This is a genomic window from Sinorhizobium sp. CB7 (assembly GCF_041357635.1).
Classification (GTDB): Bacteria; Pseudomonadota; Alphaproteobacteria; order Rhizobiales; family Rhizobiaceae; genus Rhizobium.
Genome location: NZ_JAULLL010000028.1, coordinates 40,762 through 52,702 on the forward strand (window position 1 = coordinate 40,762; position 11,941 = coordinate 52,702).

General features: G+C 57.3%; 12 protein-coding genes. 10 read left to right on the plus strand and 2 right to left on the minus strand.

Going from position 1 to position 11,941, the window contains the following annotated elements:
* Nucleotides 1-3: 3 nt before the first annotated feature.
* The 10 genes from AAE029_RS33345 (at nt 4) to visR (ending at nt 10,072) form a co-directional block, all read left to right on the plus strand.
* Nucleotides 4-2,307, plus strand: a complete 2,304-nt coding sequence (locus tag AAE029_RS33345; protein ID WP_371077218.1) for a chemotaxis protein CheA — start codon at nt 4-6, stop codon at nt 2,305-2,307.
* A 3-nt stretch (nt 2,308-2,310) separates the two neighbouring features.
* Nucleotides 2,311-2,778, plus strand: coding sequence for a chemotaxis protein CheW (locus tag AAE029_RS33350; RefSeq protein WP_371077219.1), 468 nt, complete (start codon nt 2,311-2,313; stop codon nt 2,776-2,778).
* The gene (cheR, locus tag AAE029_RS33355) at nt 2,775-3,683 is read left to right on the plus strand and encodes a protein-glutamate O-methyltransferase CheR (RefSeq protein ID WP_371077220.1); all 909 of its coding nucleotides are present in this window, start codon (nt 2,775-2,777) and stop codon (nt 3,681-3,683) included. The genes AAE029_RS33350 and cheR overlap by 4 nt, the downstream gene beginning before the upstream one ends.
* Nucleotides 3,680-4,729, plus strand: coding sequence for a protein-glutamate O-methylesterase CheB (cheB, locus tag AAE029_RS33360; protein ID WP_371077221.1), 1,050 nt, complete (start codon nt 3,680-3,682; stop codon nt 4,727-4,729). Before cheR ends, cheB begins: the two co-directional genes overlap by 4 nt.
* A complete protein-coding gene (locus tag AAE029_RS33365) occupies nt 4,729-5,118 on the plus strand; it encodes a response regulator (RefSeq protein WP_022718672.1) in 390 nt (129 codons plus the stop codon). Before cheB ends, AAE029_RS33365 begins: the two co-directional genes overlap by 1 nt.
* A complete protein-coding gene (gene cheD, locus AAE029_RS33370; RefSeq protein WP_371077222.1) occupies nt 5,115-5,669 on the plus strand; it encodes a chemoreceptor glutamine deamidase CheD in 555 nt (184 codons plus the stop codon). Before AAE029_RS33365 ends, cheD begins: the two co-directional genes overlap by 4 nt.
* A gap of 16 nt (nt 5,670-5,685) precedes the next feature.
* Nucleotides 5,686-6,075: a hypothetical protein gene (locus AAE029_RS33375; RefSeq protein WP_371077223.1), complete on the plus strand. Its 390-nt coding sequence runs from the start codon at nt 5,686-5,688 to the stop codon at nt 6,073-6,075.
* A gap of 141 nt (nt 6,076-6,216) precedes the next feature.
* On the plus strand, nt 6,217-7,896 hold the full coding sequence (gene fliF, locus AAE029_RS33380; RefSeq protein WP_371077224.1) for a flagellar basal-body MS-ring/collar protein FliF: 1,680 nt from the start codon (nt 6,217-6,219) through the stop codon (nt 7,894-7,896).
* A 667-nt stretch (nt 7,897-8,563) separates the two neighbouring features.
* Nucleotides 8,564-9,316, plus strand: coding sequence for a transcriptional regulator VisN (gene visN / locus AAE029_RS33385; protein ID WP_371077225.1), 753 nt, complete (start codon nt 8,564-8,566; stop codon nt 9,314-9,316).
* A 9-nt stretch (nt 9,317-9,325) separates the two neighbouring features.
* Complete coding sequence (gene visR, locus AAE029_RS33390; protein ID WP_371077226.1) at nt 9,326-10,072, plus strand: transcriptional regulator VisR; 747 nt, start codon at nt 9,326-9,328, stop codon at nt 10,070-10,072.
* A gap of 221 nt (nt 10,073-10,293) precedes the next feature.
* On the opposite strand, the gene AAE029_RS33395 is transcribed toward visR, so the two are convergent.
* The gene (locus AAE029_RS33395; protein ID WP_371077227.1) at nt 10,294-10,734 is read right to left on the minus strand and encodes a hypothetical protein; all 441 of its coding nucleotides are present in this window, start codon (nt 10,732-10,734) and stop codon (nt 10,294-10,296) included.
* Nucleotides 10,735-10,739: 5 nt separating this feature from the next.
* Complete coding sequence (gene flhB / locus AAE029_RS33400; protein WP_371077228.1) at nt 10,740-11,822, minus strand: flagellar biosynthesis protein FlhB; 1,083 nt, start codon at nt 11,820-11,822, stop codon at nt 10,740-10,742.
* Nucleotides 11,823-11,941 lie beyond the last annotated feature (119 nt).

Sequence of the window (11,941 nt, forward strand, 5' to 3'; positions counted from 1 at the left end):
CCTATGGATATGAACGAAATCAAAGAGATCTTTTTCCAGGAATGCGAGGAGCAACTCGCCGAACTGGAATCGGGTCTTCTGAAAATGAATGACGGGGACCGCGATCCGGAAACAGTCAATGCTGTCTTCCGGGCCGTTCACTCGATCAAGGGCGGCGCCGGCGCCTTCGGTCTGGACGATCTGGTCTCCTTCGCGCATGTTTTTGAAACTACTCTTGATTGCGTTCGTTCCAACAAGCTTGAACCGACTCAGGATGTTCTGAAGGTCATGCTGAAAGCGGCCGACGTGCTGGCCGATCTGACGAATGCTGCCCGCGACGGCGGCAGCGTCGACGAAAGCAGAAGCCGCGGCCTCGTCAAGGAACTGGAGGCACTCGCCAATGGAGAGGTGCCGACGCCTTCCGCCGCGGCCGAAGTTGCCGCGCCCAAGCCGGTTGCATCCAAGCCGGCCGCACCTAAGGCCGCAGCCCCCCAGCCTACGGACGACAGCGGTTTTCAGCCGATTCCATTTTCCTTTGACGATTTTGGCGGTGAAGAAAAACCCATCGAAGCGCCGAAATACGAGGTGACCTTCAAACCTCGTTCCGATCTCTATTCGAAGGGTAATGACGCGACCCTTCTCCTGCGCGACCTGTCGCGTCTGGGCGAGATGAGCATTCACTGCAATATGGACGCGCTGCCGGGTCTGGGAGACCTGGATCCCGAGGCTGCCTATCTATCCTGGACGATCTCCATCAGGACGGAAAAGGGGGAGGATGCTATCCGCAGCGTATTCGAATTCGCCGAATGGGATTGCGAACTCGAAGTGAGGGCCGTGGACGAAGTCGACGATATCGGCAGCGACGAAGAGTTGCCGATGGTTCCCGTTCCTTTCGACCTTTCCATTCTCGACGACGACACCGCCGCACCCTCCGAGGAAACCGGCGAGGGGTCGCAGATCTCGGAAGAAGCCACCGCAGCTCTGGCAGCCGCGGAAACCGCAAGTAGCGTTGCCCAGATTGCCGCCGCCGCTGCGCGGGTCGAAAAGAAGGAATCGGCTGCGGCCGCCGCCGCTGCGGCGAGTGCGGCTGCTGCCGCCCAGAACAATGCCGCCTCCAGTGCAGGCCAGACGATCCGCGTCGATCTCGATCGCGTCGATCGCCTCATCAACCTCGTAGGCGAGCTGGTCATCAATCAGGCGATGCTCTCGCAGAGCGTCATCGAAAACGACAACAACGGCGCATCCTCCATCAACATGGGCCTCGAGGAGCTGCAACAGCTGACCCGCGAGATCCAGGACAGCGTCATGGCGATCCGCGCGCAACCGGTCAAACCGGTCTTCCAGCGCATGTCGCGCATCGTGCGCGAAATCGCCGACATGACCGGCAAGTCGATCCGACTGATCACGGAAGGTGAGAATACGGAAGTCGACAAGACGGTCATCGACAAGCTGGCGGAACCGCTGACCCATATGATCCGCAACGCCGTCGACCATGGCGTCGAAATGCCCGAAAAGCGCGCGGCACTGGGGAAGAACCCTGAGGGCACCGTTCGCCTGACGGCGAAGCATCGCTCCGGCCGCATCCTGATCGAGCTTGCCGATGACGGCGCCGGCATCAATCGCGAGAAGGTCCGTCAGAAGGCGATCGACAACGACCTGATACCGGCGGACGCCAATCTCTCGGACGAGGAGATCGATAACCTGATCTTCCTGCCGGGCTTTTCTACGGCCGACAAGATCTCCGACATCTCCGGCCGAGGGGTCGGCATGGATGTAGTCAAGCGCTCCATTCAGGCGCTGGGCGGTCGCATCAACATCAGCTCGAAGCCGGGACAGGGCTCCGTCTTCACCATGAGCCTGCCGCTGACGCTGGCGGTTCTCGACGGCATGGTGGTGACGGTCGCAGGCCAGACGCTCGTCGTGCCGCTGACGGCAATCGTCGAAACCCTGCAGCCGGAAGCCGCGGCCATCCATTCCTTCGGCGCCAACCATCGCCTGATCTCGATCCGCAACAGCTTCTGCCCGCTTGTCGATGTCGGCCGCATTCTGAACTTCCGCGCCACCCAGGCCAATCCGGTTGACGGCGTCGCTCTGCTCGTCGAATCGGAAGGCGGAGGGCAGCGGGCATTGATGGTGGACGCGATCCAGGGACAGCGCCAGGTTGTCATCAAGAGCCTTGAGGCGAACTACACCCATGTCCCGGGCATCGCCGCGGCAACCATTCTCGGCGATGGCCGCGTGGCCCTGATCCTGGACGTCGACGCGGTCGTGGCCGCATCGCGCGGACAGCCGCTCAAACCCGAAATGTCGCTGGCAGCCGTAGGATAAGCCATGTCGTACACCGCTAAAAATCTGACCCAGGGAGACCGCGAGCTCATCGCCTTCCGGATTGGTGATCAGGAGTTTTGCGTAAACATCATGTCGGTACGCGAAATTCGCGGCTGGACGCCTGCGACAGCCATGCCGCATGCGCCGTCCTACATGATGGGCGTCATAAACCTGCGTGGGGCTGTCCTTCCGATCATCGATCTTTCCGCGCGACTCGGCATGAAGGCTGCCGATCCGACAGCCCGCCATGTCATCATCGTCGCGCAGGTCAAGCGCAAGGTCGTTGGCCTCCTGGTCGATGCGGTTTCGGACATCCTGATCGTGACGGACGAAAATATACAGCCGACCCCGGAAATATCCTCCGATCTCGAACGCCAGTTTGCCCGCGGCATTCTTGCGATAGAAAATCGCATGATCTGCCTGATCGAGCTCGAGGCGTTGGTCCCGGATACCGAAAGCGAGGCGGCATGAATGCCTTAGGTGCAAAGGATCAGCTGCAGTCGGCAGGCGAGGTGCTCGCAAGCGGTGAATATCCGCTGACGCGTCGCGATTTGTCGGAAATCGCTGCCATGATCTATTCCGATGCAGGCATCTATCTGAACGAAACGAAGGCGTCGCTGGTCTATTCGCGCCTTTCCAAGCATATCCGCAATCTCGGGCTTTCGGGCTTCCGGGAATATTGTGCGCTTGTCTCCTCGCCGTCAGGTGCGCAGGCTCGGCGGGAAATGCTTTCGCACCTGACGACGAACTTTACACGCTTCTTCCGTGAGAACCACCATTTCGAACATCTGCGCGACGAAGTGCTGCCGGGGCTCCTGAGCCGTGCGAAGACCGGCGGCCGGGTCCGCATCTGGTCTGCAGCCTGCTCTGATGGGCAGGAGCCGTACTCGATCGCACTTACCGTCCTCTCCTTGCTGCCGAACGCCGCCGATTATGATTTCAAGATCCTGGCGACCGACATCGATCCAAAAATCTTGAACCTCGCCCGGGCCGGCGCCTATGACGAGGCCGCGCTCGAGACGGTCAATCCCACCATGCGCAAGCAGTGGTTCCAGGAGGTGCAAGTCCAGGGCCGTCGGAAATTCCAGGTCGATGATCGGGTCAAGCGTTTGATCACTTTCAACGAGCTGAATCTGATGGCGCAATGGCCATTCAAGGGCATGTTCGACGTCATTTTCTGTCGAAACGTCGTCATATATTTCGACGAGCCGACACAGATGAAGATCTGGTCAAGATTCGCGGAACTGCTACCGGTCGGTGGCCATCTGTACATCGGCCATTCCGAGCGTGTTTCCGGCGATGCCAAGCAGCTTTTCGACAATACCGGGATTACGACCTATCGCCATTTGGGTAAAGGTTCGGGGAGGAAGCTATGACGGCGCCTGCACGTGTCCTTGTCGTTGACGACTCGCCGACAATGCGCGGTCTGATCACGGCCGTCCTGAGTTCCGATCCCGGTGTTAGCGTTATTGGTCAGGCAGGCGATGCGCTTGAGGCTCGTGCTGCCATCAAGGAGCTCAACCCCGATGTGGTGACGCTTGATATCGAGATGCCGAACATGAACGGTCTCGATTTTCTGGAAAAGATCATGCGGCTGCGGCCGATGCCGGTCATCATGGTTTCAACGATGACGCATCGCGGCGCCGAGGCTACGCTCGCCGCCCTCGAGATCGGCGCCTTCGACTGCGTCGGCAAGCCCACACCCGGCGAACCCCGGCCCTTTGCGGACCTCGCTGAAAAGGTGAAGGCCGCCGCGCGCTCCCAGCGCCAGTACAAGCGACCGGGTGCCACGGCATCCGTTTCAGCCCCGCCTTCCGTCTCTGATTTCCGGGTCGGCCGGAAGATCGTGGCGATCGGCTCTTCAACGGGCGGCGTGGAAGCGCTGATTGCGGTGCTTCAAAAGTTTCCGGCGAACTGCCCGCCGACCGTAATTACGCAGCATATGCCGCCAACCTTCACGAAAAGCTTTGCCGATCGACTGGACCGAATCTGCGCGCCCGTCGTCCAGGAGGCGACCGACGGTGCGCGGCTCGAGATCGGCAAGGTCTATCTGGCGCCAGGCGGCGAGCGGCACCTGCAGGTGGTCAACGCTTCAGCGCCCTGTTGCCGCCTGCTGGAGAGTGCGCCTGTCAATGGTCACCGGCCATCAGTGGATGTGCTGTTCGATTCGGTCGCCGAATTGGCCGGCCGTAACGCCGTCGGTGCGATCCTGACCGGCATGGGTCGGGATGGGGCCGCCGGTTTGCTGAAGATGCGCCATGCGGGTGCGCGCACCATCGGCCAGAATGAGAAAACATGCGTCGTTTATGGAATGCCCCGGGTCGCCTATGAGCTCGGCGCCGTTGAGCAGCAACTACCCCTAAATGCCATCGGCGAGGAAATATTGAAAATGACTGCCGCCCGAAAGGAAGGAAGCGAGTAATGTCTATAGCGGAAAAAATCAAAGTCCTGATCGTCGACGACCAGGTAACCAGCCGCCTGCTGCTGAGTGACGCCTTGACCCAGCTGGGCTTTAAGCAGATCACGGCTGCCGGCGATGGCGAGCAGGGCATGAAGATCATGGCCCAGCAGCCGCATCACCTGGTGATCTCGGATTTCAACATGCCGAAGATGGATGGTCTCGGCCTGCTTCAGGCGGTGCGGACCAATCCCGCGACGAAGAAGGCGGCCTTCATCATCCTGACGGCGCAGGGCGATCGTGCCCTGGTGCAGAAGGCGGCACAGCTCGGCGCAAACAATGTTCTCGCCAAGCCGTTCACCATCGAAAAGATGAAAGCGGCAATCGAGGCCGTGTTTGGAGCATTGAAATGATCGCCGACAGTGCGGCCCGACGCGTGCACATCATTCAAGGCGAGTACAAAGTCATCAACGATCCCAATGTGGTGTTGACGACGATTCTCGGCTCGTGCGTGGCTGCATGTCTGCGTGATCCGGTAGCCGGCGTTGGAGGCATGAATCATTTCCTCCTGCCCGGAACCGCGTCTTCTCCGATGAGCGGCGGCGACGCCACCCGCTATGGCGTGCACCTCATGGAACTCCTGATCAATGGCCTTTTGAAGCAGGGCGCGCGCCGCGACCGGCTGGAAGCCAAGATATTCGGAGGTGCCAAGACGATCGCGACCTTCTCGAATGTGGGGGAGCAGAACGCGGCTTTCGCGATGCAGTTCCTCAAGGACGAAGGCATTCCCGTGGTCGGTTCGAGCACTGGCGGAGAACATGGACGCAAGGTGGAATATTGGCCCATCTCCGGCCGGGCGCGACAATATCCGCTGACCGGCGCCGAGACGCAGAAGACCGTGGCTCTCGAACAGCGTCCGCCGGTTACCCAGAAGCCTGCCGAAAATGCGATTGAGTTCTTTTAAATCCAGAGGATTTTATATGACTTTTGAACGCCCCCAGGAGCCGGCAGACGCGGAAGAAGCCCTGTCAGATATTCTGATGCGCATCGTTTCCGAACTGCATGATGTCGCCTATCTCATCGAACGCATCGAGCCGCAATTGCTGGAACTCGGTGGAGTGAGTATCCTTCAATCCCCTGACAGCTTAAAGGTCATGCAGGGCATCGACCTCGCCGTTCAGAAGACGCGGGGTCTGGCGGAATTCATCGACACCATCACCGGTGAGGTTCCCCAGGCGCTCAGCATCGATGTCACCACTGCGCTGAGCCTAGTCAAACTCACCGAGATGCAGAAGGCACTGGCCGGCGGCATGCGGCACGGTCATTCCCAGCCTCTTTCCAAGGCGGCGGGCGATTTCGATTTCTTCTGATACTTCCCGCATAAGCGGCAACCGATAGGATTGGTGCCGCTCAGATCCCGCACTGCAGGAAACGCTCGCACAAGCTTCGCTATTTATCTTGGCATGAGGCAATAAGCCTATTTTGTCGTTTGCGGACCGTGCGAGAACAGAATGAATCTGTTAAATCAATTAGTTCAGATTTTTAAGAACTTTGCCGATCTGGGAAGAAATCGCCTTCTGGCGTTGGCTGGCGTTGGCGTTGTTTCGATAGGGATTATTCTGGCTGCCGCATTCTTCGTGAATAAGCCGGCGCAGGAAACACTGTATGTCGGCCTCGATACGCCCGATTTGAATCAGATAAGCATGGCCTTGGCGGAGGCCAATATTGACTTCGAGGTTGGCGCGGACGGCTCGAGCGTCACCGTGCCGGCGGGCATGACGGGTAAGGCTCGTCTGCTGCTTGCCGAACGCGGACTGCCCAACAGCGCTAATGCCGGCTATGAACTCTTCGACAAGGTCGGCTCCCTCGGACTGACGTCGTTCATGCAGGAGGTGACGAGGGTTCGCGCGCTCGAAGGTGAAATCGCCCGGACCATCCAGTCGATTTCGGGCATATCGGCTGCGCGGGTACATATCGTCATGCCGGATGTCGGAAACTTCCGCAAAGCGGAGCAAAAGCCGACCGCGTCCGTTATGATCCGCGCAAACGTCGACACTGGGCGTAATGCCGCCTCGTCGATCCGGCATCTTGTCGCCTCGGCCGTCCCCGGCCTCAACGTCGACGATGTCACGATTCTCGATTCTGCCGGCCAGTTGCTGGCTTCGGGCGATGAGGCGAGCAACAGCACCCTCAACCGGTCTCTCAGCATCGTTCAGAACGTGCAGCAGGAAGTCGAATCGAACATCGACAAGGCCCTGGCGCCGTTTCTCGGCATGGACAACTTCCGCTCGAGCGTGACCGCGCAGCTCAACACCGACAGCCAGCAGATTCAGGAAACGATCTACGATCCGGATTCCAAGGTCGAACGTTCCGTACGCTCGACGAAAGAGGCGCAGCAGTCACAGCAGCGTCAATCCGACACGGCTGCAACGGTGGAACAGAATATTCCGCAGGCTGCACCGACACCCGGAGCCGGCGGACCGGAATCCCAGGACCAATCCGACAAGCGGGAAGAGCAGACCAATTACGAAATCAACAGCAAGACGGTTGCGACGACGAAGAACAGCTACAGAGTTGAAAAGCTCTCGGTCGCCGTCGTCGTCAACAAGGGCCGCATCGCCAAGATGGTTGGTGAACCTGTCGATCAGGCCAAGGTCGATGCCTACCTCGCCGAGATGCAGAAGATCGTTGCCTCTGCAGCCGGTGTGGATCCCAATCGCGGTGACGTCGTCACGCTGACGGCGATGGACTTCCTCGAAAATCAGCTTCTCGATGAGGGCACGACGGGACCACGTATCCTCGACATGCTGAGCCGCAATCTCGCTGGCATCATCAACTCGCTCGCTTTCGTCGTAGTGGCCTTCCTTGTGGTCTGGATGGGTCTTCGGCCTCTCGTCCGAACGGTCAATGGCAATGCGGTCGCCGGCGAAGCGGCGGGCGATGCGGCAAGCCTGGAACTGCCGGACTTCGCGCCGGCGGGCGGGGCAGCTGGCGGAGCGCTCATGGATGGCTTCGGATCCGACTTCGGCTTCGACAGCACAGACGATCTCCTCTCCATGGGCAGCGACGACGGCGGCTTCAATCGTCGCGTCAGGGAGGGGCCGGAGCGCAAGCTGTCACGAATGGTGGAAATCAGCGAAGAACGCGCCGCCAAGATCCTTCGCAAATGGGCGGTCGAAAGCGCCGCATAATGAAAGGCCGGTTTTCCCGGCCTTTTTCTTTATCTGCAGGTGCCCTGCACTTGCGACTAACACATATGGTTTAATATATGTAAGTTGGAGTAAAGTCATGGAATCGGAAGAATGGCTAATAAAAATAAGATCTACCTAAATTTTAATAAATTTTTATATAAATATATTGAGAGAATCGAAAATAGAAGGGAATGATACATTTGTTGAAGAAGGATTAGTCAGAATAAAATAAATTACTTCCGATGATAAGTTTGAAATAATTTAGAATAGTTCCGTAATCTTGTGATACGTATGAAGTAGTAAAGAAATATATATTCGAGCCAATGAGTTTTTAAAATATATTCGAGTCGATCGGCATTGATTATCTTCGTACTTTAGGTCTTCTTGTATTTGCTGAAGTTTCGATTTACGCGTGGCGTGTTGCTCAGGTCGCAGAATCAACTTAGAATCGGCATTATTGAAACAAGTTAAAGCTCGGCGAATCGCGGCACGAAAGCGGGTTAAAGTAAATCCCAAGAAACTTGGAGATGGAGATTTACAGTATAACGCTTAGGCTTTGGGTGATTCGTGTAGGCAATCGCAGCGGGTAAACCCAGGGTCTCGATCGGGATCGAGTTGGCACTGAATTCGCGTAAGGTTTGGTCGTTCAGCCGCGGGAAGTGCAAGAATGGACATGCAGATATCGCAGTCGAACAAAATCGGCAGGCCGTTGGTTTCCATTGCTTCCACGCATGGTCATGCCATCAATAGCTTTTCTCGCGAGCAGTTTCTCAACCGGCTGGGCGACATTGCAGGTGCCGATCACCTGCAGACCGGTCTGCGCGTCATGGCCGACTATGTCGGTGCGTCTCATTATCTCCTTGTCCGCTGCGATCTGATCCAAGAAGATGGCTTGGATTTCGTCGTCTCATCCAATTGGCCGTTCGATCTCGTTCGACGGCTTGCGAGCGAGCTGGCAGGCGGCTACCTGCGGGCAGCGGAGGTTGAAAGATGTTTATTCCTGCTGCAGCCGAGCTTTGCATCCCTGCCTGAGGATGTGGAGCTTCCTGAAGGCACGAGCCGGCAATATAGCGCGGTGATGTTCAATGTCGGGCGTTCGCGCTTCTCCCTGATGCTGCTTTCCCCCGAAGGATTTGTCGTATCGCCCGAAAGGCTGCGGGATGTCGGATTGCTTGCGGGTTATTTCGCCAGTTTTCTCGGCTATGGAGGCGGCAAGGCGGAGCGCGATTTCGAACTGACCGAGCGTGAGATTGAATGTCTTTTCTGGATCGCGGAAGGAAAGACGAGTGATGAGATCGCAGTGATTCTGGGTATCTCGCGCAATACGATCAACAACTACATCACCAGTGTCATGCGGAAGACGGCTACCAAGACACGGTCCGAGGCGATCGCCTTTGCCGTCAGGAATAACCTTGTTTGAGGGATAGTTATGGGACATCCGTCGGGTAAAGCGGCGTTTACTGCGGATGAAATACGCATGCTGCGTACTCAGAGAGTTTCCGGTCGATCGGATCTTTTTCCTCGGCTAGTGGCAATGCAGAAAATGATCGGTGCACAGCATTTCGCGGTGTACAGGGTGAGTGGTTTTGGGCTCCCGGCAAAGCAGCGGCTCACATGCGAGCTCGAAAATTGGGGCGCATCGAACCCTGGCTATAACAAGAGCTTTCTTGATGCCTATGGCGGTCTTCTCATCGAGCATATCGACAGGTCCGTTCTGCCGCTGACATGGCAGGGAACTGAGGATGATGACATCGGCCCGGCATCCGGTTGCAGCGCTTTTCTGCATTGTCTTGCTGGGCACGCTTTGCCCTTTTCCGGCATTGCATTTCCTGTGCGCCTTGGCGCGGTCGGAAACGGGTTCATCGTCTTCACTGCCGATCATATCGACCTCACGATCGAAATGGTCATCGAGCTTCACGGCCGCAGTTGCCAGATCATGATGGATCTCTTGTCATTGGACGAACGGCGGATGACCACCGCCGAAGCATTAAGCGAGCGCGAGATAGCGTGCCTGCAGCTTGCCGGCGATGGCCGCATCAGTGAAGAGATTGCCGACAAGCTTGGGCTTTCCGTTCATACGGTAAATGCCTATCTCGGATCGGCAACGATCAAGCTTGATTCCGTGAACCGTATCCAGGCGATCGCGAAGGCAATTCGGCTCGGCTATATCAGCTAAGCTAAAGCGGTTCAGCTTTTCATAGAATCGCAGAGCCGCCATAACCATTTGTTTTTTCGCAATCTCCAGAGCCGGATGATTATAGGTCGAATTGACCTGAAATCTGAATCCGTCTCCAAAAGCCTGGCGCGTGAAGGTAGGCTCACGCGACAGGCTTCAGCTTGTTGTTTTCATGCATGTCGTTGCCGCAAAAACCGCTGCACACTTTTGCGCGACATGCATTAAAGCGATAGAGCGCCCGAACGGCTCGTCGAATACCGGGCCTGCTGCAGGCCTCTTTCCAGAAGAGCCGTGTTTTCGTCCGGATCGTCGGACGCGTTCTGGAACGAGATATGATTGATCTCGATGCCCGCATGATGGCTCGCCAATGTGAGCTGGGCATAGATGGTCACGCCTTGCGGTTTGATTTCGAGATCAAGAACCACTTCCGGCTTGCCGTCCCAATCCAATCGATAATCTCCTCCGAGACCGAAATTGATCGTGCCGGGATGAAAATAGAGCTCGGCCGCCGATGCCACGAGATCGGAGAGATTGCCGTAATATTCAAAACGCAGCAGCGAGATCAGGTCGGCCGCGTCGAGAAGCCTGAGCTCCGATGCTACCGGATTGATTGCATCGGCAAGAATTTTTTCACGCTGGCTGGAGTGGGGGCATTTTTTCATTCGGCTTATCGGACCCGTTTCTTATTCGACTGCGCGGCATAGACCCGATGTATGAGCTCAGCCACAGCCTTGTAAAATACTGACGGTATGACACTATCGACCGAGACTTGCGCAAACATGGAGCGGGCAAGAGGCGGGTCCTCGAAAACGGGAATGCCGTTCTGCTCGGCAATCTCCCTGATCTTCAGTGCGATAAGATCCTGGCCCTTGGCCACGACGACAGGCGCATCGTTTTCCTCCCTGACATAACGCAGGGCGACCGCGTAGTGGGTCGGGTTGGCAATGACGAGCGTGGCACGCGGAACGCTGTTGATCATGCGGCGGCGGGCCCGGTCGCGGGCAATTGAGCGCTGGCGGGATTTGACGATCGGGTCACCCTGAGCCTGTTTCAGCTCTTCCTTGACCTCGTGCTTCGTCATCTTCAATTGCGTAAACCAGTGATATCGCGACCAGAAAAGATCGACGACCGCGATGACGGCCGTTGAAAGCAGAATGACGATGACGACTTTACGCAGGATCGCCAGCAATCTTACGAGGATTGTCTGCGGGTCCGAGAACATCGCATCGATGGACTGGAAATATTCCGATCGCAGCACGAAGAACATGATCAACGACACGACCATGATCTTGAACAGCGATTTGCCGAACTCGACGAGGCCCGGTCCGCTGAAGATCCGAGCAAATCCCTTGGTAGGAGAAAGGCGTGAAATTTGTGGGCGCACTCGTTCAAGAACCGGTGTGGGCAGGTTCTGGGCGACGGATGCGCCGACGCCAAAGACGACAAAGAGAATGAAAGCCGGCGCCAGCAGCGCCGCTGTCGCCCAACCCAGCCGGACGAAAAGTGAAATGACGTCCGGGCCTGTTTCGATTTTCCACTGATCCGGCTGCTCGAAAAGATCGCGCAATATCTCGCTTATTCGCCCGACGCCGCCAGGCGCAAAGAAGACGAGATAGATGAAAATGGCAGCCACCGAAGCAAAGATCGAAGCCTCTCTGGAATGGGGGACATTTCCCTTTTCCGCGGCATCGCGAATCTTTTTCTCGGTTGGGGATTCTGTTTTGCTGTCCTTGTCCTGATCGTCAGCCAAATCCGCGCGCCTTCCTCAAACAGGCGAGCATCGCGCAAATGCGCGATCCGCCCATCGTCAACGGTAGGCCCGCGCCGGGGCCCGATCAACCGGATGCTGGCGCAGGGTTGAGATTTTCA

Coding starts and splice junctions, on each gene's coding strand:
- cheR (WP_371077220.1), top strand. CDS start 2,775: ATGAATGCCTTAGGTGCAAAGGATCAGCTGCAGTCGGCAGGCGAGGTG.
- AAE029_RS33365 (WP_022718672.1), top strand. CDS start 4,729: ATGTCTATAGCGGAAAAAATCAAAGTCCTGATCGTCGACGACCAGGTA.
- AAE029_RS33350 (WP_371077219.1), top strand. CDS start 2,311: ATGTCGTACACCGCTAAAAATCTGACCCAGGGAGACCGCGAGCTCATC.
- fliF (WP_371077224.1), top strand. CDS start 6,217: ATGAATCTGTTAAATCAATTAGTTCAGATTTTTAAGAACTTTGCCGAT.
- cheB (WP_371077221.1), top strand. CDS start 3,680: ATGACGGCGCCTGCACGTGTCCTTGTCGTTGACGACTCGCCGACAATG.
- AAE029_RS33375 (WP_371077223.1), top strand. CDS start 5,686: ATGACTTTTGAACGCCCCCAGGAGCCGGCAGACGCGGAAGAAGCCCTG.
- visN (WP_371077225.1), top strand. CDS start 8,564: ATGGACATGCAGATATCGCAGTCGAACAAAATCGGCAGGCCGTTGGTT.
- AAE029_RS33345 (WP_371077218.1), top strand. CDS start 4: ATGGATATGAACGAAATCAAAGAGATCTTTTTCCAGGAATGCGAGGAG.
- AAE029_RS33395 (WP_371077227.1), bottom strand. CDS start 10,734: ATGAAAAAATGCCCCCACTCCAGCCAGCGTGAAAAAATTCTTGCCGAT.
- visR (WP_371077226.1), top strand. CDS start 9,326: ATGGGACATCCGTCGGGTAAAGCGGCGTTTACTGCGGATGAAATACGC.
- cheD (WP_371077222.1), top strand. CDS start 5,115: ATGATCGCCGACAGTGCGGCCCGACGCGTGCACATCATTCAAGGCGAG.